The organism is Rhodococcus sp. PvR099, assembly GCF_017833315.1.
GTDB classification, from domain to species: Bacteria; Actinomycetota; Actinomycetes; order Mycobacteriales; family Mycobacteriaceae; genus Rhodococcus_G; species Rhodococcus_G oryzae.
In genome coordinates, this window is sequence record NZ_JAFIBV010000001.1 from 623,278 (window position 1) to 650,106 (window position 26,829).

Annotated in this window: 26 protein-coding genes; 14 read left to right on the plus strand and 12 right to left on the minus strand. The window is 67.5% G+C overall.

The window, feature by feature from the left end; translation table 11 throughout:
- Positions 1 to 184: 184 nt before the first annotated feature.
- Positions 185 to 487 carry a DUF4193 domain-containing protein gene (locus JOE46_RS02890; protein WP_027499550.1) on the plus strand — a complete coding sequence of 101 codons (303 nt, stop codon included), beginning with the start codon at positions 185 to 187 and terminating at the stop codon, positions 485 to 487.
- 118 nt (positions 488 to 605) lie between these two features.
- On the opposite strand, the gene JOE46_RS02895 is transcribed toward JOE46_RS02890, so the two are convergent.
- Positions 606 to 1,049, minus strand: a complete 444-nt coding sequence (locus tag JOE46_RS02895; RefSeq protein WP_097211345.1) for a DUF3093 domain-containing protein — start codon at positions 1,047 to 1,049, stop codon at positions 606 to 608.
- 90 nt (positions 1,050 to 1,139) lie between these two features.
- Between JOE46_RS02895 and dut the strand changes: the two genes are divergently transcribed.
- Both dut and JOE46_RS02905 read left to right on the plus strand, forming a co-directional pair.
- Complete coding sequence (gene dut, locus JOE46_RS02900; protein WP_097211344.1) at positions 1,140 to 1,631, plus strand: dUTP diphosphatase; 492 nt, start codon at positions 1,140 to 1,142, stop codon at positions 1,629 to 1,631.
- Positions 1,631 to 2,488 carry a DUF3710 domain-containing protein gene (locus tag JOE46_RS02905; protein ID WP_257017386.1) on the plus strand — a complete coding sequence of 286 codons (858 nt, stop codon included), beginning with the start codon at positions 1,631 to 1,633 and terminating at the stop codon, positions 2,486 to 2,488. The genes dut and JOE46_RS02905 overlap by 1 nt, the downstream gene beginning before the upstream one ends.
- Positions 2,489 to 2,504: 16 nt before the next feature.
- Here the strand turns inward: JOE46_RS02905 and JOE46_RS02910 are convergent, their stop codons facing one another.
- Entirely contained in the window at positions 2,505 to 3,206 is a 702-nt protein-coding gene (locus JOE46_RS02910) for a hypothetical protein (RefSeq protein ID WP_097211271.1), read from the minus strand.
- A 194-nt stretch (positions 3,207 to 3,400) separates the two neighbouring features.
- On the opposite strand from JOE46_RS02910, the gene JOE46_RS02915 reads away from it, so the two are divergent.
- Positions 3,401 to 3,778, plus strand: a complete 378-nt coding sequence (locus JOE46_RS02915; RefSeq protein ID WP_097211272.1) for an OB-fold nucleic acid binding domain-containing protein — start codon at positions 3,401 to 3,403, stop codon at positions 3,776 to 3,778.
- Positions 3,779 to 3,809: 31 nt separating this feature from the next.
- A complete protein-coding gene (locus JOE46_RS02920) occupies positions 3,810 to 4,514 on the plus strand; it encodes a DUF3159 domain-containing protein (protein WP_179800509.1) in 705 nt (234 codons plus the stop codon).
- A gap of 192 nt (positions 4,515 to 4,706) precedes the next feature.
- On the opposite strand, the gene JOE46_RS02925 is transcribed toward JOE46_RS02920, so the two are convergent.
- Both JOE46_RS02925 and JOE46_RS02930 read right to left on the minus strand, forming a co-directional pair.
- Positions 4,707 to 5,369 (minus strand): TrkA family potassium uptake protein, encoded by a 663-nt coding sequence (locus JOE46_RS02925; protein WP_097211346.1) that lies wholly within the window; start codon positions 5,367 to 5,369, stop codon positions 4,707 to 4,709.
- Between the two features lie 70 nt (positions 5,370 to 5,439).
- On the minus strand, positions 5,440 to 6,105 hold the full coding sequence (locus JOE46_RS02930; protein ID WP_097211347.1) for a TrkA family potassium uptake protein: 666 nt from the start codon (positions 6,103 to 6,105) through the stop codon (positions 5,440 to 5,442).
- A gap of 171 nt (positions 6,106 to 6,276) precedes the next feature.
- On the opposite strand from JOE46_RS02930, the gene JOE46_RS02935 reads away from it, so the two are divergent.
- From JOE46_RS02935 to JOE46_RS02950, 4 genes are all read left to right on the plus strand, one after another.
- Positions 6,277 to 8,280, plus strand: coding sequence for an APC family permease (locus JOE46_RS02935; protein ID WP_097211348.1), 2,004 nt, complete (start codon positions 6,277 to 6,279; stop codon positions 8,278 to 8,280).
- Complete coding sequence (locus JOE46_RS02940; RefSeq protein ID WP_097211274.1) at positions 8,277 to 9,545, plus strand: class I SAM-dependent RNA methyltransferase; 1,269 nt, start codon at positions 8,277 to 8,279, stop codon at positions 9,543 to 9,545. The genes JOE46_RS02935 and JOE46_RS02940 overlap by 4 nt, the downstream gene beginning before the upstream one ends.
- 296 nt (positions 9,546 to 9,841) lie before the next feature.
- Positions 9,842 to 10,333, plus strand: a complete 492-nt coding sequence (locus tag JOE46_RS02945; RefSeq protein ID WP_097211275.1) for a MarR family winged helix-turn-helix transcriptional regulator — start codon at positions 9,842 to 9,844, stop codon at positions 10,331 to 10,333.
- Complete coding sequence (locus tag JOE46_RS02950; RefSeq protein ID WP_097211276.1) at positions 10,330 to 11,919, plus strand: MDR family MFS transporter; 1,590 nt, start codon at positions 10,330 to 10,332, stop codon at positions 11,917 to 11,919. Before JOE46_RS02945 ends, JOE46_RS02950 begins: the two co-directional genes overlap by 4 nt.
- Positions 11,920 to 12,023: 104 nt before the next feature.
- Here JOE46_RS02950 and JOE46_RS02955 read toward each other — a convergent pair whose 3' ends face one another.
- The 5 genes from JOE46_RS02955 to glsA all read right to left on the minus strand — a co-directional run bounded on the left by JOE46_RS02955 (position 12,024) and on the right by glsA (position 16,715).
- Positions 12,024 to 12,239, minus strand: coding sequence for a hypothetical protein (locus JOE46_RS02955; protein ID WP_209926178.1), 216 nt, complete (start codon positions 12,237 to 12,239; stop codon positions 12,024 to 12,026).
- A 93-nt stretch (positions 12,240 to 12,332) separates the two neighbouring features.
- Complete coding sequence (locus JOE46_RS02960; protein ID WP_269588092.1) at positions 12,333 to 12,971, minus strand: SIMPL domain-containing protein; 639 nt, start codon at positions 12,969 to 12,971, stop codon at positions 12,333 to 12,335.
- Positions 12,968 to 13,807 carry an ABC transporter permease gene (locus JOE46_RS02965; RefSeq protein ID WP_097211277.1) on the minus strand — a complete coding sequence of 280 codons (840 nt, stop codon included), beginning with the start codon at positions 13,805 to 13,807 and terminating at the stop codon, positions 12,968 to 12,970. Before JOE46_RS02965 ends, JOE46_RS02960 begins: the two co-directional genes overlap by 4 nt.
- Positions 13,804 to 14,793 carry an ATP-binding cassette domain-containing protein gene (locus JOE46_RS02970; protein WP_097211278.1) on the minus strand — a complete coding sequence of 330 codons (990 nt, stop codon included), beginning with the start codon at positions 14,791 to 14,793 and terminating at the stop codon, positions 13,804 to 13,806. The genes JOE46_RS02965 and JOE46_RS02970 overlap by 4 nt, the downstream gene beginning before the upstream one ends.
- Positions 14,794 to 14,891: 98 nt before the next feature.
- A complete protein-coding gene (gene glsA / locus JOE46_RS02975) occupies positions 14,892 to 16,715 on the minus strand; it encodes a glutaminase A (protein ID WP_097211279.1) in 1,824 nt (607 codons plus the stop codon).
- 197 nt (positions 16,716 to 16,912) lie between these two features.
- On the opposite strand from glsA, the gene dxs reads away from it, so the two are divergent.
- Entirely contained in the window at positions 16,913 to 18,844 is a 1,932-nt protein-coding gene (gene dxs / locus JOE46_RS02980; RefSeq protein WP_097211280.1) for a 1-deoxy-D-xylulose-5-phosphate synthase, read from the plus strand.
- An 86-nt stretch (positions 18,845 to 18,930) separates the two neighbouring features.
- Entirely contained in the window at positions 18,931 to 20,505 is a 1,575-nt protein-coding gene (locus JOE46_RS02985; protein ID WP_245220909.1) for an amidase, read from the plus strand.
- Positions 20,506 to 20,521: 16 nt separating this feature from the next.
- Here JOE46_RS02985 and JOE46_RS02990 read toward each other — a convergent pair whose 3' ends face one another.
- Entirely contained in the window at positions 20,522 to 21,967 is a 1,446-nt protein-coding gene (locus JOE46_RS02990; RefSeq protein WP_097211282.1) for a sugar porter family MFS transporter, read from the minus strand.
- 172 nt (positions 21,968 to 22,139) lie between these two features.
- Positions 22,140 to 23,504 (minus strand): HNH endonuclease signature motif containing protein, encoded by a 1,365-nt coding sequence (locus JOE46_RS02995; protein WP_097211283.1) that lies wholly within the window; start codon positions 23,502 to 23,504, stop codon positions 22,140 to 22,142.
- Positions 23,505 to 23,952: 448 nt separating this feature from the next.
- Between JOE46_RS02995 and JOE46_RS03000 the strand changes: the two genes are divergently transcribed.
- Both JOE46_RS03000 and JOE46_RS03005 read left to right on the plus strand, forming a co-directional pair.
- Positions 23,953 to 24,723 carry a transposase gene (locus JOE46_RS03000; RefSeq protein ID WP_097211284.1) on the plus strand — a complete coding sequence of 257 codons (771 nt, stop codon included), beginning with the start codon at positions 23,953 to 23,955 and terminating at the stop codon, positions 24,721 to 24,723.
- Positions 24,724 to 24,840: 117 nt separating this feature from the next.
- Positions 24,841 to 25,539 carry a VOC family protein gene (locus tag JOE46_RS03005; RefSeq protein WP_097211350.1) on the plus strand — a complete coding sequence of 233 codons (699 nt, stop codon included), beginning with the start codon at positions 24,841 to 24,843 and terminating at the stop codon, positions 25,537 to 25,539.
- Positions 25,540 to 25,577: 38 nt separating this feature from the next.
- Here the strand turns inward: JOE46_RS03005 and JOE46_RS03010 are convergent, their stop codons facing one another.
- Positions 25,578 to 25,985 carry a RidA family protein gene (locus JOE46_RS03010; protein ID WP_097211285.1) on the minus strand — a complete coding sequence of 136 codons (408 nt, stop codon included), beginning with the start codon at positions 25,983 to 25,985 and terminating at the stop codon, positions 25,578 to 25,580.
- Positions 25,986 to 26,058: 73 nt separating this feature from the next.
- Here JOE46_RS03010 and JOE46_RS03015 point away from each other — a divergent pair, with 73 nt between their 5' ends.
- Complete coding sequence (locus tag JOE46_RS03015; RefSeq protein WP_179800510.1) at positions 26,059 to 26,688, plus strand: TetR/AcrR family transcriptional regulator; 630 nt, start codon at positions 26,059 to 26,061, stop codon at positions 26,686 to 26,688.
- Positions 26,689 to 26,829: the final 141 nt, after the last annotated feature.

Sequence of the window (26,829 nt, forward strand, 5' to 3'; positions counted from 1 at the left end):
ACGACAGGCGTTTGGAGGACCGGACGGAAGGGTCAAATGTGGTGCAGATCATATTACCTGCGCTAACTTTTGGGCACTATTCGGCGCCCCCGAGCGTTATGCAGCCACACGGGTTGATTCGTGTATTCGGCTGTGGTGTGTGGCCGGGGGAATCGATGACGAGAGAAGACGAGGGGAAGACGAGATGGCAACCGACTACGACGCACCGAGGCGTTCGGAATCCGACGAGGTTTCGGAGGATTCGCTCGAAGAGTTGAAGGCCCGGCGCAATGAGGCGCAGTCCGCGGTCGTCGACGTCGACGAGTCGGACACCGCGGAGTCGTTCGAGCTGCCCGGAGCAGATCTGTCCGGCGAGGAACTGTCGGTCCGGGTCGTTCCGAAGCAGGCCGATGAGTTCACGTGTTCGAGCTGCTTCCTGGTGCATCACCGGAGCAGGCTCGCCAGCGACGCCGGTGGCGTGCTCATCTGCATGGATTGCGCAGCCTGACAGCGCTACTGAGGTAGTGGATCCGACCGGGGCACCGAGTTGCCCCGGCCTGGTATCAAAAGTCGTGCCCGGCCTGTTCGCAGGCCGGGCACAGTGGTTTCCGGGGCACCCGGACCCGTCAGGGAGTCAGTAGTGCTGCCAGCTCGGCGGGCCTGCGGGTGCTGACCAGCCAGTACGGGGTGGGATCCTCCGGATCGTCGAGAACGATCAGGACCATCGTCTTGATCCAGGTCCGGTGCTGCACATAGGCGGCTGGGTCCAGCTGCCTGCCCAGCGCCGCCGACTTGGCGGTGGCGGGAACCACCGCGACCCGGGAGATCACGTCCAGCGGCAGGTTCGCCCGGCCGACGCGCAGTTCACCGCGGCCAGGGCCGTCGGCGACCTCGATCCGGAGCCGGCTCAACCAGAGCAGGACCCACACCGGGAAGGGCAGCAGCAGCACGTACGGCAACCAGGCCAGCAGGCCGGGGTTGCCCATGTGAACCTCCGCGGCGAGCAGACCGGCGACGGCGAGGCCGGCGGCCCACCACCACAGCGGTACCCACAGTCGCTCCGAGTAGATCGGTGCGGTGGGGTCGGTCTTGCCACCGGTGGCGGCGGTCGAGGCAGGTTGAGGGTTCTCGGGCACGTATCCAGAGTAGTCTCGGTGCGCGTGAGCGATCTTCCAGCCATCGAGCTGCTGCGCCTTGATCCCGACATGCCGATCCCACAGCGTGCCCACGCGGGCGACGCGGGTGTCGACCTCTGTTCCACAGTCGACGTGACCATCGAGCCGGGGGAGCGGACCCTGGTGGGGACCGGAATCGCCGTCGCGCTCCCGGTCGGCACCGTCGGGCTGATCCACCCCAGGTCGGGACTGGCGGCCAAGTCCGGTCTGTCCGTGGTGAACACGCCGGGGACGGTCGACGCGGGATACCGCGGGGAGATCAAGGTGTGTCTGATCAATCACGATCCGCGCACGCCCATTGCGATCACTCGCGGTGACCGGATCGCTCAGCTGCTGGTGCAGCGGGTGGAGTTGGTCTCGTTCGTGGAGGTCGAGTCGCTCGACGAGACGACGCGGGGCGCGGGTGGATACGGATCCAGTGGTGGACATGCCAGCCTGCACGCGGTGTCGGCACTCCCCGAGGAAGGGGCACGATGATTTTCGGACGCAAGAAGAAGGCCGTGGACGAGGACCTCGATCAGTTCGAGGACCTCCGCGACGACGTCGACGCGCAGGCCGAGGGCGACGAGTTCGAGGTCGACGAGTTCGATGTCGAGGAGCGGCCCGAGGGCGGGCCGTACGACCGGGACGAACTCGACGACCCGGAGGGTGCCGCGCAATCGCGGCTCGACCTCGGGTCGGTGCAGGTCCCGCTGCCCGAGGGCGGACAGATCCAGGTGGAGATGGCCCAGGACGGCACCCCGCAGGCGGTGCACCTGGTGACCGAGCACGGTCGGGTCACGATCGCCGCGTACGCCGCGCCGAAGTCGCCGGGACAGTGGCGCGAGGTCGCGGGCGACCTGGCCGAGTCGCTGCGTGCCGATCAGGCGGAGATCAGTGTGCAGACCGGTCCATGGGGTCGCGAGTTGCACGCGGTCACCCCGAACGCCGACCTGCGCTTCATCGGCGTCGACGGCCCGCGCTGGATGATCCGGTGCGTGGTGGCCGGCCCGGTCGGATCGGCCGGCCTCGAGGCGCCGCTGACCGCGATCGCCAGGGAGATCCTCGCCGGCACGGTGGTCAACCGCGGCGCCGAGCCGTACCCGGTGCGTACGCCCCTCCCGGTCGTGCTCCCGCAGATGCTGGCCGAGCAGCTGATCGCGGCCCAGCAGCAGCAGATGCAGGCGCAGCAGCAGGCCGCGCAGGCCGAGCAGACAACCGAGGTCCAGCAGGCCGCCGTCGCCGAGGCCGCGGCCGCCGCCGAGGCAGCAGCGGCCGCCGCCCAGGATCACACCGTGCCGCCGGAGGAGCGTCCCGGCGGCTCTGGGTCGGCGATGCAGCAGCTGCGTCGCTGATCCGGCCCGCGGCCGATCAGGGCGAGGTCAGGGCTGCCAGACAGGACCGGCCGAGGATGCCGGCGTCGGCGCCGATCTCGTCGAGGGTGACGGTGGCCAGCGTGGCCGACCGGAGCACCGTCACCCATCGCCGGGCGACGGCGATGGGGTGCACCGGGTCGTCGGTGGCGGCGCAGATGCCCACCGGCACCGTGATCCCTGCGAGGTGTTCCTCGACGAGGCCGTGGTAGGCCGCGGCCTCCTCGAGGGCATTGGGCAGGTGCGGCCACTGCGATCGCCATGACCGCTCGAGTTCACCGCCGAGCCACGCCGGGCTGGTCTCGATCATCGCGCTGGTCACCGCGTCGAGGCCGTCCGCGCGGAGCATGCGCGCGGTCATCGTCGCGCTCAGCGCCGCTGGGGCCTCGGCCGGGTCGCCGATCCAGGCGGGCAGCGCCGCGAGCACCCCGGCCGCACGGGACTCGTTGCGAGCGGCCCACTGTGCCGCCACCGCGGCACCGATCGACACGCCGCCGACGAGGATCCGCCCATACCGGTCCGCGGCCGCGTCCATCGCCTCGAGGTAGCTCTCGACCACCCGCCGCGGGTCGGGTTCCACGGCGATGATCTCCACCCCGACCTGCGTCAACGCGCCCGAGAACGCCTTTTCTGCGAAGTGTGCGTCTGACCCGGTTCCCGGCAGCACCACCGCCGCCTGCGGCCATGTCATCTCCTGCATCCGTCGATGGTCGCACCGAGGCCGGGGGCGGGTGCCATACGGGTGCTGTCGGGGCCGCGAACGGGCTATCCGCCCGGTGGCCGGGACACTCCTCACAGTCGTGTGGTTCCCGGTTCGGGATGGGTCTACAGTGGCGATCACACAGACCTACAAGCGGGGCGACAGTCGCACCGCACCTGCTCCAGGAGCGCGCTATGGCACTCGCGGCCACAGGCTATTTTCGTCGGCTGACCCGCCGGCTCACCGAGGACCTCGATCAACTCGATGCAGAGGCAATGGTGGAATCGTCGCAGGCATCGGGCGCACAGCGCGCCTGCGACTGTAGTCGCGGTGAGGAGGTCACCATGCTCGGGCGGCTGCGCAGCGTCGAGACATGTCCCAAGGCCTCGACCGCGAACATGGAGGCCGAGTTCTTCGACGGAACCGACGCCGTGACGCTGGTGTGGATCGGCAGGCGCCGGATCGCGGGGATCGAGCCGGGCAAGACCCTGCTCGTCCGCGGACGCGTCGGTGAGCGCAACGGCCAGAAGGTGATCTACAACCCGTACTACGAGCTTCGAGGGGATTCGTAGTCATCGCCGGTACATGTGGCAGTCTCGTCGGGTGACCGACAGGCAGCAGCAGTCCGTACTCGAACAGCTCGGTGGAGTCAGTGGGCTGGTCTACTCGACCCTGCCGGTCCTGGTCTTCGTCCCGATCAACAGCTTCTGGGGCCTCACCGCGGCCATCTGGGCCGCCCTGGGTGTGGCGGCCGCAATCCTCGTGTGGCGGGTGATCGCGAAGGGCGCCATCCAGCCCGCGATCTCGGGCTTCCTGGGCGTCGGTATCTGCGCGTTCATCGCGTACCGGACCGGGGATGCCAAGGGGTACTTCCTGTTCGGGATCTACACGAGCCTCGCCTACGCCGGGGTCTTCCTGCTCTCGATCGTGGTCCGGTGGCCGCTGGTCGGCGTCCTGTGGGGCTTCCTCAACGGTCATGGCAACTCGTGGCGGGGCAGCAAAGCCGCGGTCAGGGCCTACGACCTGGCCACCGCCGCGTGGGCGCTGGTGTTCGGGGCTCGCTATCTGGTCCAGTCTCAGCTCTACGACACCGATCACACCGGGTGGCTCGCGGTCACGCGTATCGCGATGGGCTGGCCGCTGACGGCGCTGGTCCTGGTGACGACGGTCTGGCTGGTCCGGCGCGCCGACCGTGCCGCCGAGGCCGTGGTGGAGGCAGGGCCCGACACCGAGACCGAGCCGGACGCCGTGGTGGAGTCGGAGGATCGCGGCGCCGAGCCGAATGGTGCGGGTGACGAGCGTTCCTAGCGAACGGCGCCCGGGTCACCGGTAATGGGTGCACCGCAATTGTGTGCGCCGTCGCATCGGTTGTGACCTTCCGCACGTTCCGTGAATTGCGTCCGCCGAAATTCACCGGTTCTCAAAATCGATGACCGCATTGCCCGATTCCGGACAATGCGGTCATCAAATTCAGTTACGTGACAATTCGGAACTTTTGTATCAGCGCTTGACGCCGACCGCCGCGCGGAGCTCGTCCTCGACCTCGACGGAGGCGACGAAGAGCAGCTCGTCGCCGCCCTCGATCGGGTCGTCCTGCTGCGGGACGATCACCCGGCCGCCCCGCAGGATGGTCACAAGGGCGGCGTCGCGGGGCAGCTGGATCTTGCGGACCGGCTTGCCTGCCAGTTCGGTGTCGTCGGGCAGGGTGATCTCCACCAGGTTCGCCTGACCCTGCCTGAAGGTCATCAAGCGGACCAGGTCGCCGACCGAGACGGCCTCCTCGACCAGCGAGGCGAGCATCCGCGGGGTGGACACGGCGACGTCCACGCCCCACGAGTCGTCGAAGAGCCATTCGTTGCGGGGGTCGTTCACCCGGGCGACGACGCGCCGCACTGCGAACTCGGTCTTGGCCAGGAGGCTGACCACGATGTTGACCTTGTCGTCGCCGGTCGCGGCGATCACGACGTCGTAGGACTCGAGTTCGGCGGACTCCAGAAGGGCCAGCTCGCAGGCATCGGCGTGAACCCACACGGCGTCCGGGATCGCCTCGGGGTCGACGTGTTCGAGATTGCGCTCGAGCAGCATCACGTGGTGGTCGCCTCGGATCAGCTCGCGCGCGATCGATCGGCCGACCGCGCCTGCTCCGGCGATTGCGACTCTCATCGGGTCCATCCGTTCGGGTCTGTGGTCGAATCGTGCGCCGCGGTCGGCGACGCCTGAGGGACGGTGTTCATCAGGAGTCCGCGGGTGGCGGGGTTGCGGCCAGCGCGACCGCCTCGGCCACGGTCCCGGAGACCGCGGCGACATAGACCTGGTCGTCGGCCTGGATCATCGTGCGGCGGTCGGGGAGCACCCCGGTGCCGAAACGGATGAGGAAGGCGACCCTGGACCCGGTGTGCTCCTCGAGCTCGGTGACCTGGTGGCCGACCCAGTCCTCGTGCAGATCGAGTTCCGCGACCGCGACGGTGCCGGAGGGATCGCGCCACTTGGTGGTGTGACTCTCGCGGGTGAGATGGTGCAGGAAGCGGTCGGTGGTCCACGGCACCGTGGCCACGGTCGGGATGCCGAGGCGTTCGTACACGGCCGCGCGCTTGGCGTCGTAGATCCGCGCGACGACCCGGCTCACGCCGAAGTTCTCCCTGGCCACCCTGGCGGAGATGATGTTCGAGTTGTCGCCGGAGGAGACCGCCGCGAATGCCTCGGCCCGTTCGATGCCCGCCTTGAGCAGGACATCGCGGTCGAATCCCATGCCGACGATGCGGTGCCCGGTGAATCCGGGGTCAAGGCGTCGGAACGCGTCGGGGTCGCGGTCGATGATCGCGACCTCGTGGCCGATCCGGTTCAGCCCGGCCGCGAGGGCCGATCCGACCCGGCCGCACCCCATCACGACTACGTACACCGCTTGCCTCCGCTCGTCGGCGTTCCGACGCTGTGCCGCGGTCGCCGCGGCGGCGGCAACCATCGATTCGAACGGTACCGTCCCCGGTTCCGTGCCGTCCGCGCACATCGCGATTTGGCGAAGTGGGCGGCGGATGGCACTGGATCGGTTCGGACGGATTACGCTTTGCCGGTGTCAAAGCTCTCGACCGCTGCCAAGCGGCTGCTGGTAGGTAGACCGTTCCGCAGCGACAAGCTGGGGCACACACTGCTACCCAAGCGAATCGCCCTGCCGGTCTTCGCCTCCGATGCGATGTCCTCGGTCGCCTATGCGCCGGAGGAGATCTTCCTCGTCCTGTCCGTGGCGGGTATCTCCGCGTACATGTACACGCCCTGGATCGGCCTGGCCGTTTGCGCGGTGATGGCGGTCGTGGTGGCCAGCTACCGACAGAACGTGCACGCCTACCCCTCGGGCGGCGGCGACTACGAGGTGGCGACCACGAATCTCGGGCCGACGGCCGGCCTGACGGTCGGTAGCGCGCTGATGGTCGATTACGTGCTCACCGTGGCCGTCTCGATCTCCTCGGCCGCATCGAACATCGGTTCCGCGGTACCGTTCGTCGCCACGCACAAGGTGCTCTTCGCGGTCGCCGCCATCGTGATCCTGACCGCGATCAATCTGCGTGGTATCCGAGAGTCCGGGACCGCGTTCGCCATTCCCACCTACGCGTTCATCGTCGGCATGTTCCTGATGCTCGGGTGGGGGCTTTTCCGGATCTTCGTGCTCGGCGACGACGTCAAGGCCGAGTCGGCGGGCTTCGACCTGCACGCCGAGAACACTCAGCTCTACGGTGTCGCGTTCGCCTTCCTCATCGCCCGCGCGTTCTCGTCGGGTTGTGCGGCGCTGACCGGTGTCGAGGCGATCAGCAACGGGGTGCCGGCCTTCCAGAAGCCCAAGTCCCGCAATGCGGCCACCACGCTGTTCCTGCTCGGCGCGATCGCGATCGTGCTCCTGATGGGCATCATCACGCTGGCCCAGAAGATCGGGATCGTGTACGCGCACGACCCGGCCACGCAGCTCACCGGAGCGCCGGAGGGTTATCAGCAGAAGACGCTGATCGCACAGATCGCCGAGGCCGTCTTCTCCGGTTTCCCGATCGGCTTCTACTTCATCGCTATCGTCACGGCGCTGATCCTGGTGCTCGCGGCGAACACCGCCTTCAACGGATTCCCGGTGCTCGGCTCGATCCTCGCGCAGGACCGCTACCTGCCCCGGCAGCTGCACACGCGCGGCGACCGGTTGGCCTTCAGCAACGGCATCCTGTTCCTGTCCGGCGCCGCGATCGCCTTCGTCGTCTTCTTCGGGGCCGAGGTCACGAAGCTGATCCAGCTCTACATCGTGGGCGTGTTCGTCTCGTTCGTGCTGAGCCAGACGGGCATGATCAGGCACTGGACCCGGCACCTGAAGAGCGAGACCGACCCCGCGGCGCGGCGCCGCATGAAGCGCTCGCGGGTCATCAACTCCATCGGTCTCGCCATGACCGCAACCGTGCTGGTCATCGTGTTGCTCACCAAGTTCGCGGCAGGCGCCTGGATCGCGATCGTCGCCATGATCGCGATCTTTGTCGTGATGAAGTCGATCCGCAGGCACTACGACAGCGTCGCGGCAGAGCTGGACGAGCAGGAGTGGGACGGCGTGCTGCCGAGTCGGACCCATTCGATCGTGCTGGTGTCGAAGCTGCACATGCCGACGATGCGCGCCATCGCCTACGCCCGTGCCACCCGACCGGACACCCTGGAGGCGGTCACGGTGAACGTCGACGAGGCCGACACCCGGACTCTGGTCCGCGAGTGGCAGAACAGCGACATCACCGTGCCGCTCAAGGTGATCGAGTCGCCCTACCGCGAGATCACCAAGCCTGTCCTCGATTACGTCAGGCGGGTGCGACGCGATTCGCCCCGTGAGGTCGTGACGGTGTTCATCCCGGAGTACGTGGTGGGGCACTGGTGGGAGCAGATCCTGCACAACCAGAGTGCGCTGCGACTGAAGAGTCGCCTGCTGTTCCAGCCGGGCGTGATGGTGACGAGCGTGCCGTGGCAGCTCAGCTCCTCGGAGCGGGCCAAGCGCGAGCGCATCCAGGCGGTGCCCGGCGGCACCAGGCGTGGTTTCGACGCCCCAGAGGACGGCCGTCGATGAGCGAGAGCTGGTACGGCCGCAGCATCGAGGTTCGGCTCGGGAACCCGGGTCACGGCGGTTTCTGTGTCGCCAGGCACGAGGGCCGGGTGGTGTTCGTCCGGCACGGGTTGCCGGGTGAGCTCGTCCGGGCCGAGATCACCGAGGATCGCGGCGGCTCGTTCTGCCGCGCGGACGCGGTCGAGATCGTGGAGGCCTCAGCGGCGCGAGTGACGGCACGATGCCCGATCTCCGGGCCCGGCGGGGCCGGCTGCTGCGACTTCTCGCACGCCACCCCGGACGCCCAGCGCGCGATGAAATCGTCGGTGGTCGCCGAGCAGCTCCGCAGGATCGCAGGCGTCGAGCGGGAGGTCGAGGTCGAGGAGCTGCCCGGCACCGGAGACGGCACCGGGTGGCGAACAAGGCTCCGGCTCGCGGTCGACCCTGCGGGACGGGCCGGTTTCCATGGCTACCGCAGCTCCCAGGTGATCACTGACCTGCTGTGCCCGCAGCCGGTACTGGGCACGTACCAGGGCCTGGCCGAGCGTGACTGGCGACCGGGCGGCGAGATCCAGGTGACGGTCGACGGCGACGGAGCCCGGCACGTGGTGGAGATCGAGCCCGCGAAGGTCTCGAGCACCGGCCGCCGAAGTCCGGGCCGACGCGGTGCCACCGCGAGGCGCGCCGCACAGGCGGGTCCGCGCCGCGAGCATGTGGTGGAGGGCAGCGGCCGCGCCGTGGAGCGGGTCGGTGGGCGTTCGTGGGAGCTGTCGGCGACCGGCTTCTGGCAGGCGCATCGTGGTGCGGCACAGACTTATTCGACGGTGGTCGGGGAGTGGGCGGAGGCCGCTCACGGCTCGATCGCCTGGGATCTGTACGGCGGGGTCGGCGTGTTCGCCGCCGAGCTGGCCGACCAGGTGGGGCCGGACGGCGAGGTGGTGTCGGTCGAGTCGGGCCGCGGCGCGGTCGACGACGGCAGGCGCGCGCTGGCGGATCTCGGGCAGGTGCACCTGCGGGCGGCCCGGGTGGAGAAGGTGGTGGGGGAGTTGCCGGTTCCGGTGGGCACGGTGGTGCTCGACCCGCCGCGGTCCGGGGCGGGCCGTGAGGTCATCGACGCGCTCGCGACCGCGGGCCCGGGCCGGGTGATCCACATCGGCTGCGATCCGTCGGCATTCGGGCGCGATGTCGGGCTGTACCTCGCGCAGGGGTACCGGCTCGAGCAGGTGCGCGCCTTCGACGCCTTCCCGATGACCCATCACGTGGAGTGCCTCGCGCTGCTGGTGCGGTAGCGGTCGCTCCGCGCGGACCCTGGCAAGGCGTCACTTCATCGGCATCATGGGCATCTGCCAGCCCATCTGCTGCATCCAGGACATGAACATGTCCATCATTTCCTGCCACATCATGTGTCTCACCTCCGCTCCCGGTGGTGGTGATCCACTCGCACATGATCGTGTGCACCACCGATTCTACTGGGGCCACGGCGTCCGGAAGTGACTCAAGTCTCGTGGCAAATAAATTGCATGGGTAATGCAACCAATATATAGTTGCAGACTGCAAGCATCAATCACTCTGTTCAGGGGAGCCCATGGCCGTGCAGACCGCCACCGCGGAGGACCTCGTCGAGGAGGTCTTTCTCTTCGGGAGGGCGTTGCGCAATATTCTCGGCGGCGCCGACACGAGCGGACTTCCGCCTGCACTTCTCGGGGTGCTGCACGTGCTGGCCACCGTCGGCCAGTGCAGACAGATGGAGCTCGCCTCCAACCTGTGTGTCAGTCAGTCGTCGCTCAGTCGACAGATCGCGGATCTGGTGGATGCCGGGTTCGTCGAGCGGCACGCCGATCCGGAAGACGGGCGGGTCTCGCTCGTGCGGCTGTCGGAGTCCGGGACAGAGCTGCTGAGGGCGAACAGAGAACGCCGGGCCGAACGCCTACGCACCCTGTTGGGCGAATGGAGCGAGGAAGAGGCCCACGAGGCCGTGACATCGCTCCGTCGACTCAAGCACACCTTCATGACCCCGCCGGTACGGAGAGCCGTGTCCGACGCCGTTTCTCAGAACCAGGGGAGAACACACCTATGACCGAAACCGAAAACAAGCCAAGCCACGCCGCCCCGCCGGGCGATGAGGTGCTGATGACTCACCGCGAGATCCTCGAGGTCCTCGCGGGGCTGCTCGCGGCGCTGTTCACCGCGCTGCTCAGCTCGACGATCGTCTCGACGGCCCTGCCCACGATCATCGGTGATCTCAACGGCAGCCAGACCCAGTTCGCCTGGGTCATCACCACGGCGCTGCTGGCCACCGCGGCGTCGACGCCGATCTGGGGCAAGCTCTCCGATCTCTACAACAAGAAGGTCCTGGTCCAGTCGGCGATCGTGATCTTCGTGGTCGGCTCGATCATCGCCGGCTTCGCTCCGAACGTGCCGGTCCTGTTGGGTGCCCGCGTGATCCAGGGCATCGGCATGGGCGGTCTGACCGCGCTCGTCGTCGCCATCATCGGCAGCATCATCCCGCCGCGCGATCGCGGCCGGTACTCCGGATACATGGGTGGGGTCATGGCGGTGTCGATGGCAGGCGGCCCAGTCCTCGGCGGCGTGATCGCCGACGGGCTCGGCTGGCGCTGGTGCTTCTTCGTCTGCGTCCCGCTCGCCGTGATCGCGCTCGTCCTGCTGCAGAAGACGCTGCACATCGAGACCGACCGCAAGGAGGGCGTCACCATCGACTGGCTCGGCGCGACCCTGCTGACGGCGGGCGTCTCGGTGCTGCTGATCTGGGTGTCCTTCGCGGGCAAGGCCACCTACTACGACTGGATCTCCGCCGAGTCGGCGGCGCTGGTGGGCGTCGGTGTCCTGCTGCTGATCGCCACCGTTTTCGTCGAGAGCAAGGCAACCTCGCCGATCATCCCGCTCAAGATCGTCACCGAGCGGACCACCGCACTCGCCATCATCTCCTCGGTCGCGGTCGGTGTCGGACTCTTCGGTGCCACCACGTTCCTCGGCCAGTACTTCCAGACCGCGCGCGGGCACACCCCGACCGAGGCCGGCCTGCTGACCATCCCGATGGTGTTCGGCATGCTGGTGGGCACCGTCGGCTCGGGCCAGCTGATCACCAAGTTCGGCAAGTGGAAGGGCTTCGTCGTCGCGGGCTCCATCCTGCAGCTCATCGGCTTCCTGCTGCTGAGCACGATCGACCACGAGACGCACATGTGGCTGATCGGGCTGATGATCGCCCTGCTCGGCCTCGGTACCGGCATGCTGATGCAGAACGTCGTCCTGGCGGTGCAGAACACGGTGAGCGTCCACAACATCGGTGCCGCCAGCAGTGTGGTCGCCTTCTTCCGGACCTTCGGCGGCGCGATCGGTGTCTCGGTGCTCGGCTCGGTGCTGGCCACCCGGGTCACCGACCTCACCGCGGAGGGATTCGCGAAGCTCGGCATCGACTCGCACACGCCCGGTGGCGGTGGCAACCTGAACCTGAAGGCGCTGCCCGCTCCCGTGCAGGACGTGATCCGGATGGCCTACGGCGACGCGACCGGTCGGATCTTCCTCATCGCGGCGGCCGTTGCGGTGGTCACCGTCATCGCGGTGATCTTCCTGCCGAACAAGCCGCTCCGCACCACGATCGACCTCAAGCCGTCCGTCGCGGACGTGGAGTACGAGAAGGTCTAGTCGGCCCGTCCGGGACACGACACAGTCCGGGACACGACACAACAGTGCGGCCCACCCGATCGGGTGGGCCGCACTGTTGCGTCGTGGCTCAGATGGCGGCCGGCTCAGGCCGCCCGGAACACGTCGGCATTGATGTATGCCGCCACCAGATCGTGGTACTCGCGTCGCGGGCGGTTGTCCGCGGGCAGGAAGCCGGCCAGCGGAGCCTGCGAGCGGAACTGGTCGAGGTTGAAGGCCTGCCCGCCGTTGGTCCGGCGGCCGATGACGACCACGCCCATGAGCGCGATCAATACCGAGGAAAGAACGAGGTAGGGGATCACGTCACCAGTGTCGCCGACCGACCCGCACCTTCCCAAACTCTGGGAACGAGATCTTCGGCACAGGTGATGCAGGTCACGGGCACTTTCGGGGGTTCAGATCAGGGTCCAGCGCACCCGCACCGTCGCCGACAGCTCGGTCTCGCCGCGTTCGATCGGCATGGCATCGGCGGACGCCTTCATCGCCCGCACCATCGGCCTCGGCATCGGCGGAGAATCGACGTCCTCGGAGACCTCGACGACCGTGCCGAGCTCGCGCCCCGACAGGCCCGCGTACTGTTTCGCCTTCGCGAGGGCGTCGGCGAAGGCCGCGTCCCTGGCCTGACCCAGCAGCCCGGCCTGGTCGGCGATCCCCAGCTCGAGACCGCCGAGCCGGACGTCGTCCCCGCCCGCGCCGACGCAGTCGGCGATGACCCGACCGGGGTCCGACAGATCGCGCAGCGTCACCGACAGCGCGGTACTGGCGATGTAGCCGACCACCTGCTGGCCCTGGTTCTCCTGCCACACGGTGTCCGCGTGCACGGACAGTCCCGTGGTGGAGACGTCGGTGGGGGACACCCCGGCCGCGCGGAGCGCCTCGGACACCGCCCGAGCCGCGTGCCCAGCCTGGTCGAACGCACTGGTCACCTCGGGCCTGCGCGCCTCCACGGACACCGTGATCCGCATGATATCGGGGGAGGCGGCCGCCGAGCCGTGGCCGAGGACGGTGACGGACGATGTCATCTGCGCGGTCACGACTTCCGGTTGTACAGGCGCATCGTGATGGGCCCGAAGATCAGGATGAAACCGGCACACCAGCCGAGCACGATGGCCAGATCGCCGAGCTCGACGGTGCCCGCCATCAATCCGCGGATCGCGGTCACCAACTTGCTGATCGGATTGACGTTCACGAAGGCCTGCAGCCAGCTCGGCATGGTGGACGGGTCGACGAAGATGTTGCTCGCGAACGTGAGCGGGAACAGGATGAACATCGACACGCCCATCACCGCCTGCTCGGTGCGCATCAGCATCGCGAACATCGTCCAGACCCACGACATGCTGAACGAGAACAGCAGCAGCAGCGCGATGGAGGCCACCACGCCGACGAACCCGCCCTGCGGCCGGAACCCGATGATCAGTCCGAGGACCATCACGATCACCGAGGCGATCGTGTAGCGGACCACATCGCCGAAGAGGGCACCGACCAGCGGCGCAGGCCGCCAGATCGGCAGGGACCGGAAGCGGTCGAAGACGCCCTTCTCGATGTCCTTGTTCAGTGTCAATCCGGTGTACATGGTGATCATGACGACCGTCTGGACCAGGATGCCCGGGATCAGGAACTGCACGTAGGCCTCGGTGGACCCGGCGAGTGCACCGCCGAACAGGTACGTGAACATCAGCGTGAACATGATCGGGAACATCGTCACGTCGAACAACTGCTCGGGCACGTGCTTGATCTTCAGCAGGGCCCGCCACCCGAAGGACAGCGACGTCGACAGCGCGTTCGGCCGTGCCGGCCGCGGCCCCGAGAGCTGCAGCACGTCGCTCACCGCCGGCGCAACCGACGGGGATTGCACGGAGGTCGATGTCATGATGTCGTCTCCTTCACGAATTCCTGGTCGTCTTCTGATTCGGCCGGCCGGCCGGTGAGCGCGAGGAACACCTCGTCGAGGCTGGGCTGTCCGAGCGCGAAGGTGGTCACCGAGATGCCCGCGTCGTCGAGTGCGGGCAGCGCGCGGGCGACCCGCTGCGGGTCCTCGATCCGCGCGGTCAGCGCCGCCGGATCGGATTCCCGCGTGATCTCGACGCCGAGGACGTCGCCGAGCAGGACGGCCGCGGCGTCCCGTTTCGTCTGATCCGCGACGCGCACGTGCAGGGCGCCGGACCCGACCGAGGCCTTGAGTTCGCCGGTGGTGCCCTCCGCGATCACCTTGCCGTGGTCGATCACCGCGACCCGGTCCGCGAGCTGATCGGCCTCGTCGAGGTACTGGGTGGTGAGCAGCACGGTGGTACCGCCCGCGACCAGGGCCCGGACGATCTCCCAGACCTGGTTGCGACTGCGCGGATCGAGTCCGGTGGTCGGTTCGTCGAGGAAGATCAGCTCCGGTGTGACGATGATGCTGGCCGCGATGTCCAGGCGCCTGCGCATCCCGCCGGAGAACGTCTTCACCTGGCGCGGTCCAGCCTCGACGAGGTCGAAGGCCGTCAGCAACTGTTCGGACCTGGCCTTGGCGGCGGACCTCGAGAAGCCGAACAACCGGGCCAGCAGCACCAGGTTCTCGGTTCCGGACAGGTCCTCGTCAAGCGAGGCGAACTGGCCGGTCAGTGCGACCTTGCTGCGGACGGTGTCCGCTTCCTTGGCGACGTCGTGGCCGAGCACCCTGGCGCTGCCGCCGTCGATCTCGAGCAGAGTCGCGAGCATCCGGATCGTGGTGGTCTTGCCGGCTCCATTGGGGCCGAGGACGCCGTACACGCCGCCGGAGGGGACCGCGAGATCGACACCGTCCACCGCGACGTTGGATCCGAAACGCTTGACCAGTCCGTTGGTTTCGATCGCGAGTCCTGCGTTCAAGGTCATCTGAGTACCTTCTCCGATCCTGCGGTCGACGGCAACGTGGTTTCGAGCGTAGGTGCCGGGTCGGACAATTCGGGCGGGATCGACTCGGGACGGGCGGCTCAGCCCAGGCGGCCGCGTGGCGTCAGTGACCGGATCACGGCGTCCATCTGGGCATATGCACCCGCCGCCAACTCCTCGAGAAGCGCCACCTTGAGGCCGGGCGCCTCGGCGCTGAGGTGGGCGAACCGGTCCGGCGGCAACACCGCCAGCCGAACATCGGTGTCGGCGTGCACGTCGCCGAGGAACCGTTCCCCGATCAGCAACGGCATCTCGCCGAACGTCATCCCCGGCGCGAGCGTGGTGATCCGGTGGGGGACCCCATCGGCGCCCTGCAGGGTGTTGCTCACCCGTCCGGCGAGGATCAGGAAGAGGCCCGCGGCCGGATCGCCACGGTGCACGATCACCTCACCCTGGGCAACGGTCCGGATCTCCAGCTCACCCGCGAATCTGTCGAACTGCTCGGCGCTGAGCGCCGACAACAGGGGGTGCTCGGCGACCGTGATCGACTCCGGCAGCCTGGCACCCGCGCAGTGCCGATCCAGGAGGGTGTCCTCGCACCACTCGAGGGCCGCGTCGAGATCGACGAAGACCCGGGCACCCGCGGTGGGAACCAGCCCTGAGGTGGTGTGCCCGAGCCGGCCGGCGGGGTCGACCAGCGCGAGCTGGCACCCCCGGACGCCCAGGTCGTCGTACAGGTCCGACAGCATCCGGCCCGCGACCCCGCTGACGTCGTCCACCCGCCGGACGTCCACGGCGACCGCCTCGAGTTCGTCGCTCTGCGCGGTGATCTCGCGAACCGCGGTCTCCGTGCCGGCGAACAGCAGGTCGCCGTGCAACTCGTAGATCCGTGCGCGCTGCCCGAACTTCTCGAGCGAGTCGCGTTCGGCGGGCCCGCGTCGTTGCCTCGACGGTGCCTCCGCGACCGAGTAGCTGGACCTGACCGCGGACCGAGCCGCGCGCGTCACGTGCAGGAAGTGCAACTCGAGCTCCTTCGAGAGCTCCCGGCAGGCCTGGACCCCGCGGACGCTGTTGCCGTGGGCGTCGAGGCGTGGCGAGTACACCGCGATCCCGATCTGACCGGGCAGCACCGCGAGCACCCCGCCGCCGACGCCGCTCTTGGCGGGCAGACCCACCTGCGTCACCCAGTCGCCCGCGGCGTCGTACATCCCGCAGGTGGTCATCACGCTGAGCACCCGTTCGACGTGATCAGGGGACAGGGCCCGCTCGTGGGTGACCGGGTTGACCCCATTGTTGGCCAGCGTCGCGGCCACCAGTGCGAGGTCGCGGCAGGTGACGTCGATCGAGCACTGTCTGAAGTACAGGTCGACGGACAAGTCGGGGTCGGCCGTGATGATGCCGAACGAGCGCAGCATGTGGCCGATCGCGCGGTTGCGGTGACCGGTTCGTGCCTCCGACCGGTAGACGGCCTCGTTGAGCGCGAGTTCGCGGCCGGCGTAGCGGGAGTAGCACTGGCGCAGCCGCTCGAATCGATGCTCGGGATCGTCCCCGTCGATCAGCGAGGCGGCCGCGATCGCGCCCGCGTTGATCATCGGGTTGCGGGGCCGCTCGGTGACGGGGTCGAGGCTGATCTCGTTGAACGGCTCACCGGACGGTTCGACATCGATCTTCTCGGCGACGGCGCTCAGGCCGCGATCGGCCAGCGCCAGACCGTAGGTCAGGGGTTTCGAGATGGATTGAATGGTGAACTCGGTGTGCGCGTCGCCCGACTCGTAGACGTATCCGTCGGAGGTGGCGATACACAGGGAGAACGAGTCGGGCGCGACGGCGGCGAGTTCCGGGATGTAGTCGGCGAGATCTCCGGTGCGGTTCTCCCGGCACCGTGCGAACACTTCCCCGATGAGGCCGTCCACGACGTTGCGCATGGGGCTCAGCTTAGGTCCACCGCGGTGACCTCGGTCACCGAAGTTCGGCATAATGGGCAGGCAACGCCGCCGCGCCGCGCGGGTGGACGGGACGTCGGGTAGTTGTCGGATGCGGACTCCGTAGACTGGGTCGGTCGGCACGGTGTCGACGCCGTGTTCACGCAGTTTTTGCTGCGTCTCTGGAGGGAGCGATCTCGTTGGGTGTCCTTTCTCGAATCCAGGCGCCCACCGATCTGCGCGCGCTGAGCCCCGCCGAGATGCGGGAGCTCGCCACGGAGATCCGTGAATTCCTCGTGCACAAGGTCTCCGCCACCGGCGGCCACCTCGGGCCGAACCTGGGCGTTGTCGAGCTCACTTTGGCGCTGCACCGCGTCTTCGACTCGCCGTCCGACCCGATCATCTTCGACACCGGCCATCAGGCCTACGTGCACAAGATGGTCACCGGCCGGATGGACCAGTTCGACTCACTGCGTAAGCAGGGTGGGCTGTCCGGCTACCCGTGCCGCGCCGAGAGCGAACACGACTGGGTCGAGTCCTCCCATGCCTCCGCCGCGTTGTCCTACGCGGACGGTCTGGCGAAGGCTTTCGAGCTGACCGGGCAGGACCGGCACGTGGTCGCCGTGGTCGGCGACGGCGCGCTGACCGGCGGAATGTGTTGGGAGGCACTCAACAACATCGCGGCGGGCCGCAATCGCTCGGTCGTCATCGTCGTCAACGACAACGGCCGCTCCTATGCCCCGACCATCGGTGGGCTCGCCGATCACCTCGCGGCGCTGCGGCTGCAGCCCGGCTACGAGAAGGTCCTCGACAACAGCCGACGCATGGTCAAGAAGATGCCGTGGGTGGGGCGCGCCGCGTACCAACTCCTGCACGGCATGAAGGCCGGGATCAAGGACATGGTGAGCCCGCAGGTCATGTTCACCGACCTCGGCATCAAGTATCTGGGTCCGGTCGACGGCCACGACGAGGCCGCCCTCGAGTCGGCGATGCGACGGGCGAAGTCCTTCGGTGGACCGGTGATCGTGCACGCCGTGACGCGCAAGGGCATGGGTTACGCCCACGCGGAGAACCACGTCGCCGATCAGATGCATTCGACCGGTGTCATCGATCCGCTCACCGGGCGGTCGAGTTCCGAGCCCGCCGCGGACTGGACCTCGGTGTTCTCCGAGGAGCTCGTCGCCCAGGCCGAGCGCCGCCAGGACATCGTCGCGATCACCGCGGCCATGCCGGGGCCGACCGGCCTCGCGGCCTTCGGCGAGCGGTTCCCCGACCGGATGTTCGACGTCGGTATCGCCGAACAGCACGCGCTCACCTCCGCTGCGGGCCTCGCCCTCGGCGGGCTGCACCCGGTGGTCGCGGTGTACTCGACCTTCCTCAACCGCGCGTTCGACCAGTTGCTGATGGATGTGGCGCTGCTCGACCAGCCCGTGACGATCGTGCTCGACCGGGCGGGGATCACCGGTCCGGACGGCGCCAGTCACAACGGCATGTGGGACTTCTCGCTGCTCGGGATCGTGCCGGGCATCCGCGTCGCCGCGCCGAGGGATGCGGCCTCGTTGCGAGAGGAGCTCGCGGAGGCGCTCGCGGTCAACGACGGCCCGACAGCCCTGCGATTCCCGAAGGGTGCTGTTGCCGAGGACATCCCGGCGATCGAGCGGATCGGCGGCACGGTGGACGTGCTGCGCATGCCGGAGGCGGGCACAGGAGATGTACTGATCGTCGCCGTCGGCCCCTTCGCCGAGGTGGCGCTTGAGACGGCCGTCCGGCTCGAGCAGCAGGGCATCAGTGCCGCGGTCGTCGACCCGCGCTGGGTGCTGCCGGTACCCGAGGCGCTGGTCTCTCTCGCCGAGGGCTTCCGCATGGTCGTCACGGTCGAGGACAGCGGAGTGCACGGCGGCATCGGTTCCAGTGTCTCGGCGGCCCTGCGCGCCGCAGGGGTGGACACACCCTCGAGGGATGTCGGTGTGCCGCAACGATTCCTGGACCACGCCTCGCGGGATCAGATCCTCAAGGAACTCGGTCTCACCGCACAGGATCTGGCCCGCCAGATTACCGGCTGGGTCGTCGGTGTGCGTCCGGGCGCGCCCGAAAAGTCTGAATTGGAAGTGCGTAACCCGCGAATCAGTTAGATTGGTGCAAATCGCTAACCAATTGGGGGAACTTTCGCATGGGTACCGCTCTGTCTCGTCCGCGTTCTGACGGCGAGAGGGTCCGGATGAGCACACTGGGAGTCGTTTTGGCGAGAGGGGAGCGGGCCGGTACGTCGGGTTCGATCGCCACGACGGATCCTGCTCTGCTGAGCGCGGTCGAGGCGGCGAGCCTGTTGCAGTCCCGCGAGCTGCATCCCCGAGAGTTGTTGGACGCGTACCTGTCTCGCAGCGCGGACCTGGACGGCGAGGTGTCGGCCTGGGTTCGGATCTACCCGGAGCTGGCGTATGAGCAGGCGGACCGGGCTGCCCAGCGTCTCTCCGTCGCCGAGGTCGCGCGCAACGGCGCGGCGCCCCTGGTGTGCGGCCTGCCCATCGCGCTGAAGGATCTGTTCGCGGTGGAGGGTCTGCCGCTGACGGCGTCGAGCCGGGTGCTCGAGGGCAACATCGCCGCGGGCACCGCCACCGTGGTTCAGCGCCTGAGCGAGGCGGGCATGGTCCTGATGGGGCACGCGCACACCCACGAGTTCGCGATCGGATCGTGTACCCCGCAGGTCGGAAACCCATGGGACACAACGGCGTCCGTCGGCGGTTCCTCGGGCGGCAGTGCTGCCGTGGTGGCCGCGCGGTTCGCGCCGCTCGCCACCGGCACGGATACCGGGGGGTCCATTCGCCTGCCCGCGTCAGTGTGCGGGGTGAGCGCCATCAAGCCCACCTATGGTCTGTGCAGCAGCTACGGCGTGATCCCCGGGATCTGGAGCCGCGATCACGTCGGTTCGATCGGCCACAGCATCGCCGATGCGGCACTGCTGCTCGGCTTCATGGCGGGATTCGACCCGCAGGACCCGGTGACCGCGACCGCGCCCACCCTGCCCGAGGGCGGATACTCTCTGGTCGCGCGCGGCGGGCGGAATCCTCTGGCGGGTAAGCGGTTCGGTCTTCCCAACGGAGTCGGCGAGGCATTGCCGGGCGCACTCGCCGCGGTCTTCGAGGGATTCATCGGACTCGTGCGCGAGCTCGGTGGGGAGATCGTGGGTGTCGAGATGCCCCCGCTGCCGGAGGGAATGCTCCCGGGGGACTACATCGAGGCCGGCGCCTACCACCGCCAGTTCTCCGACCGAACAGCCGATTACGAGCCGATGTCGGCGGCGATGATGGGCGGCGCCATCGCGATGTTGGCCGCACCGGTCTCCGAGTACTGGGACTTCCAGCGCTCACGGGCCGAGTATCAGCGTGCGTACAACCGGATGCTCGCGGAGAACCGGCTCGACTGTGTGCTGCTTCCCGGCACCAAGCTGGACGGTGTGAAGCGTCCGGAGAACGTGGTCGGCGATGTCGAGTGGGCGAATTACAGTGGCGCGCCTGCACTCTGCATTCCGGCGGGCCGATCGGCCGAGACGGGCATCCCGTTCGGCGTTCAGCTCGGCGGGCGGCCGTGGGACGAGGCCGGGCTGATCGCGATGGCCCTCGAACTCCAGGAGGCGCAACCGATCTGGCGGGAGATGGCGACGCTGTCCGGTGCCCCCCGTCAGATCCCGGCGGTCTCGGTCGGCACACCGGGGGAGGGTCCCGACCCGACCAACACCGACGCCGCCCCGGCCGCGTTCCGGATCGTCGCCACGACGGCCACCGACCGGATCTGACGTTCGGCGCCGGTGGTCAGCCGGCCGCCTCCAGGGTGCGTCCCCGGGTCTCCTTGACGAAACGCAGCACGACGAAGAACGAGATCGCGGACATCGCGGCGTACCCGCCGTAGGTGAGCGAGAGGTTCCAGTCCGCGAGCGTCGGGAAGGTCGAGGAGACCAGGAAGTTGGCGACCCAGTTGGCGGCCGTGGCGACGCCGACCGCGGCGGCGCGGACCCGGTTCGGGAAGAGTTCGCTGATCAGGACCCAGACCACGGGGCCCCAGGAGAAGGCGAAGAAGAACACGAACGCGTTGGCAGCCAGGAGCGCGATCATGCCGTTGGTGTCGCTGAGGGTCGCAACCGAGTCGCCGTCCGCGTCGGTGGTGATGGTGGCGGTGTGGAAACACACCGCCGTGATGGCCAGTGAGATGGCCATCCCCACTGAGCCGATCAGCAGCAGCGGTTTGCGACCGATCCGGTCGATGACCGCGATCGCGACGAAGGTGCCGAGAATGTTGACGCCTGCGCTGACGACGCTGATGAACAGTGACCTGTCCTCGCCGTATCCGACCGCCTGCCACAGGGTGCTGGAGTAGTAGAAGATCACGTTGATCCCGACGAACTGCTGGAGCGCGGCGAGGGCGATGCCGACCCAGACCAGGGGCGCCACCCCGAGCCGCTTCGAGAACAGTTCGCGGACAGTGGTCTTGGTCCGGTGCTCGCTCAGCGAATCGCGGATCTCGTTCATCCGGACGGTGACCGCATCGTGGTCGCCGCCCTCCAGCCTGGAGATGATCTTGCGGGCATCCTCGTCACGCGATCGGGCGACCAGGAACCGCGGGGACTCGGGGATGGTGAAGGTCATGATCAGGTAGAGCACGGCAGGAACCGCCTCGAGCGCGAGCATCCACTGCCAGGCCTCGACTCCCGCCAGCTTGCCCCTCGCCCCGCCCGCAGACTCGGACAACGCGTAGTTGATGAGCTGGGAGATGGCGATGCCGAGGACGATGGCGAGCTGGTACATGGAACCGAGGCGGCCCCGGATGGCGGCGGGGGAGATCTCGGCGATGTAGGCGGGCGCGATCACGGACGCGAAGCCGACCGCCACGCCGCCGAGCACGCGCCAGGCGGTGAGGTCGTAGACGCTGAACGGGAAGGCCGACCCGAGGGCGCCGACGATGAAAAGCACCGCGGCCACCTGCATCACCCGGATGCGGCCGAGGCGGTCGGCGAACTCGCCTGCGATCCATGCGCCGAGTGCGGCCCCGAGCAGTGTGAGGGAGACGGTGAGTCCCGTTCCGGCGGCGCCGATGTCGTACTTGTCACGGATGGCGCCCACCGCGCCGTTGATGACCGCGGTGTCGTAGCCGAAGAGGAAGCCGCCGAGTGCGGCCGCTCCCGCGAACATCACGGCGTGGGCGACGTCCGCCTTCGCCGCGCCCGACCCGGTGCCGCCGAAGGCGGTGTCGCTCTGTGCCATCTCTGACCCCTAGCGCGTCCCGCGGTCGACGCCCCATTGCGTCGTGCAACACCCGAGACAGTGTGGACGCTACGCCGATGCGGGTGCGATGTTGTCGATAAACGCCGCCCCGGATCGCGGCCTCCTTGTGGGGGTCGCGGTCCGGGGCGGTGCTTGTGTGGAGTTGGTGCGGTCAGCAGGCGAGTAGCAGCTGACTTCGGTTGTGGGCTGGGATGGGTTTTCGTTCGTGGTCGATCCAGTTCGGTGGGGTGAACCATGGGTGCTGGTCGTGGCCGATGTGGACCTGCCAGTCGCCTTTGTGGATGAGGGTGTGGTGGAACCGGCAGAGCAGTACCAGGTTCGAGAGTTTGGTTTCGCCGCCGTTCGACCAGTGGTGGATATGGTGGCCGTCGGTCCAGGCGGCGGGGCGGCCGCATCCGGGGAATGCGCATCCGCAGTCGCGGGCGTCGAGGGCGCGTCGGAGTCGGCGGGGGATGGTGCGGGTGGTGCGGCCGACGTCGAGTGGGTTGCCGTCGTCGTCCATGACGATCGGGGTGATCGAGGCGTCGCAGGAGGCGGTGACGGCGAGGCGGAGGCCGATCGGTCCGAGCCAGGGCATCCAGGCGGGGCCGCGGCGGATAAAGGATGAACCGAGTCTCGTAGTCGGCGGTGTCTTCTCATCGGGTTCTTCGCCTGTGCCGCGGGCGGCCTTGGCGAGGTCGCCGAGGCCGACGAAGACGGTCATGTGGGGGCGTTCGCCGCCTTCGCCGGGGGCGGTGCCGGTGTCGAGGTAGTGGCGGATGATGTCCGCGAAGGCGTCGGCTCGCCGTTGGGGTGCGGACCGGGCGTCGGGTTCGCGCTCGCCGCTGGTGGTGGTGCGGCCGGGTTGCGGCTTGGACAGTGCGGACAGGGCGGTCATGAGTTGTTCGCCGGTGGCCTTGTCGAAGTGTCCCTTGACGCGGAGGCGGCCACCGGCGGTGCGGGAGGCGAAGAACTCGTTGAGTTTCTCGTTCTCGTCGTCGGGAGGGTTGGTCTCGTCGGGTTGGAGCATCGAGGCAAGTCCGGCGACTCGTCTGCGGGTGTCTTCGGCGCTCTCCCTCGCGCCGTTGGTGAGGAGGTACTTGGTGCATTGGCCGGCGCATTCGGCGGCGGGGTCGTCGAAGTTTCCGCCGTTGGCGGAGTTCTTGATGTCGGCGGTGTAAGCGGGGACCTTGAGGAGTAGTCCGATGATCGACTGGGCCTGTTCGGTGTCGATGTCACCGTTCTCGAAGGAGGCCTTGACGTCGGGGAAGCGGTCGAGGTCGGCGCCCAGCGACATCACGCGTTTGGCGTGGCCGGGGGTGAGTTTCGATGACTCGGCGAGCCAGCTGACGGCGGATGAGGCGCCGGTCAGAGTGACCGCGCCGCGGAAGGCGGCCTCCTGTGCCAGTCGCACTCGCAGCGCCTCGAGCTGGCGGATCCGCCTAGAGAGTTTCGGCACCAGGGCTGCGAGTTCACGCTCGTCGATCTGCCACGCGACCACGTCCTGTGGTCGGTCGAGCAGCTCGGAGAGGTGCATGAATCCATACTAATCGAACATATGTTCTATCACAATGGTGGCGGCCGCCTGACATGGAAATGTTGTGACCACGGCTGGTGACCACGTTGTGAACGTTCACCGGAGATCGGGGGGCTGGTGTGCGGGCGTCAACGAACAAGTCGGCGACGGTTGGCGACGGATGTGAACCAACACGCCGGTTCGAACACGAGCCGCCCCGCCATACAAGTCGGAAGTTCACTCGACCGGCCGGAGGGTTGGCTCAAAGAGGGTTCTGCCTCACCACGGTCTCCGTCCGCAGCCTGGCTCAACACAGGAACGTCACCGGACCTTGGTGAACGGAAGTCGGAATGCCGGCCGCGGATACCCCCATCCACTCGGCACGGAGGACAGCCCGGGTGCGGGAGCTCCCCCGCGGGGGCCTCGGCGCAAGGACGACCGCATCGACGCGGCCGCGGCCGCGTGTGTCGTGTTCAGTCAGGGCGACTTCCGGCCGGTCGCCCCGGAAGGGCACACCGACTTGCTGGCGATCCTCGATGAACGCAGCACCGACCTGGTCAAACAGAACGGCCGGCTGGTCAACCAGCCCCACGCCGTCCTCCGCGAGCTCTTGCCGGGCGGGATCGAGCGCGACTTCGCCACCGAGGACGCCCCCACACAACTCAAGCGGTTGCGGCCCGAGACCGCGGCCGACGCGATGCGCAAAAACATCGCCCTCGAGATCGTCGGTGACCTGCGACGAATCCGATTCCAGATCGACGACCTCACCACCCGCATCAAGACCGAACGCGCCGCCAGCGGCACCCAGCTACCGAAGATCCCCGGCGTCGGCACCGTGACCGCAGCCCGCATCCTCGCCCGCACCGGGAACCCCACCCGATTCGCCAACGAGGCCGCCTACGCCAGCTACACCGGCACAGCCCCCGTCGAAGTCGCCAGCGCCGACAAACAGCGCCACCAGCTCTCACGCAGCGGCGACCGCTCCCTGAACGCCGTCATCCACATCGTCGCCGTCACCAAGCCCGAACACCCAGCAGCCCCGGATACGCTTACCACCAACGGAAAATGGCCGAAGGCAAGACCTCACGTGAGGCCATGCGATGCCTCAAACGGCAAGTCGCGAAACGCCTATGGCGCACCATGCGCGACGACTTCGAACAACAGCTGGTCCCCGTGTCGCTGTCTGCGTAGCCCGCTTCGTGCCCAAGCGGAACAGTTGCTGCCGTCGGCGGGTTTTTGACGTCGTGGTCGGCCGTGTTGAATGCCCGCAGATAGCGCAAATCAGCGGATGACCAGGGAAAGTTGGGGTTCTCACTTTCATGTGCACGCGGTGGATTCGATCTTTACCGTCGGGGGCATGACTGAGAAGACGATTCCCGCGCTGAAGGCCCGGTCGATTGATCCGGTGGCCGATTTCTACACTGCCTTGGGGTTTGAGATCACGTTCCGGCAGACGGCGCCGTACCAGTTTCTGAGCGTGCAGCGTGGGGGTATCGAGCTGAACTTTTATGGAGACAAGGACTTCGATCCGATGTCCTGCGCGCATGGCTGCCTGGTCAACACCGATGACGTCGACTACTTGTACGCGGTCTTCACGCAGGGGATGCAGGAGGCCTTCGGGTCAGTCCCTACACAAGGGGTTCCGCGGGTGGGTGCGTTGAAGGATATGAGCTACGGGGTCCGACAGTTTCTGATGACCGATCCCGGTGGAAACACCATCCAGATCGCCCAGCCGATCAGTGAAGATCAACAGCACCGGCCGTTGCCGCAGAACACATTCGACCGGGCAATCCACATGGGCTCACTGTTCGCCGATGCCAAGCAGGACCTCGAGCTGGCGGTGAAGGTCCTCGACCGGGCCCTGCATCGCAGCGACGACGAGCCGACCCCCGTCCAGCTCGTGAAGCTGCTGGTGCTGCGGGCCGACGTGGCGGTCCGCCGACGTGAGCTTGACCTGGCCCGAGAACTGCTGGCCCGCGCAAGAGAGACGGCGGACGGTGGACCAGAACTGGCTGATGACTTGCGGCGGGCGGCGGAGCTCGAAGCTGGGCTGTGAGCAGAATCCAGGCGCCCGGCGAGCCTAGGATGCGGAAGCTAGGAAAGTACCGCTGTCGCTTCGACTTCGACCATGAGATCCGGTTCTCCCAGGGACGCGACTCCCAACAGCGTGATCGGCTTGACCGGGTCGATACCCATCTTCTCGGCCGCTCGGGTCACGCCCTCACCCAGGAGTGCCATCTTGTCCGGGGTCCAGTCGACAACGTAGATGGTCAGCTTCGCGACGTCATCGAACGACCCGCCGATCTCGTTGAGAGCTGTTCCGATGTTGAGGTACGCCTGCTCGACCTGTGCGGCGAAGTCGCCGTCACCGACCGGTCTTCCGTCTGCATCGCGAGCGACCTGTCCTGCAAGGAAAACGATCTTCGAGCCCGTCGAGATTGACAGTTGCCGGTAGACGTCGGGCTTCGGCAGTCCTTCAGGGTTGATCAAGGTAACTGGCATTTCAACTCTCATCTCTGTCCGGGCCAGGCGATCGGTCACGAGAAAACATAGCAGCGTTATGTATTGTTTTGGCGTGGTTAGAGTGAAGGATCCTGCGATTCGGGAACTGTTGGTGGAGCGAGCGGCCCGGCTGCTTCGTGCCAGGGAGCCGATCACGATTCGTGTACTCGTTGCTGGGACCGGCGTATCCACGATGGCCGTCTACACCTACTTCGACGGCATGGACGGCTTGTGGATGGCCGTGCGGCAGGAAGGATTCACACGGCTGGCGGCGATTCTCGAGAAGACTCCAGTCTCCGACGATCCCATTCGGGACTTGGTTGCCCTAGGTTCCGCATACGTATCCAATGCGTTGGCGAATCCTGACCTCTATCGCGTCATGTTCGACGACACCATCGAACTCGAAGATCCTCTGGCCGCAGATGAAACCCTGAGCTACCTCGTTCGCGCTGTAGAACGAGCAAAGCTCGCCGGGCGACTATCCGACGCGGTTGTTGCGCCGGAACTTGCCACCCAATGCTGGATCATCGGCCACGGGCTGACCTCACTCGTTGCGACCGGACCTCTCGTGAGGGAGGTTCTCGAATACGGCGCAACCATGTTGACCGCTCTACTGATCCGCGCTGGCGATGAGCCTGTGCAGTGCGAGCGTTCTGTAGCGGCCGGATGGGGAGCGCATCCCCTCAGAGTTAGTGAGGTCTAACGGTTGTTCGGAGTTGGCGTGGGTCGACGCTTCCCTCGTCGACCCACGCCAAGATCAGCGGTCCGGTGTTCGAATGTTCCACCTCTTGACAGAACACGCAGGTACCCTCCCCAGCGGTCATGGTCGGCCCTGAATGCGGAG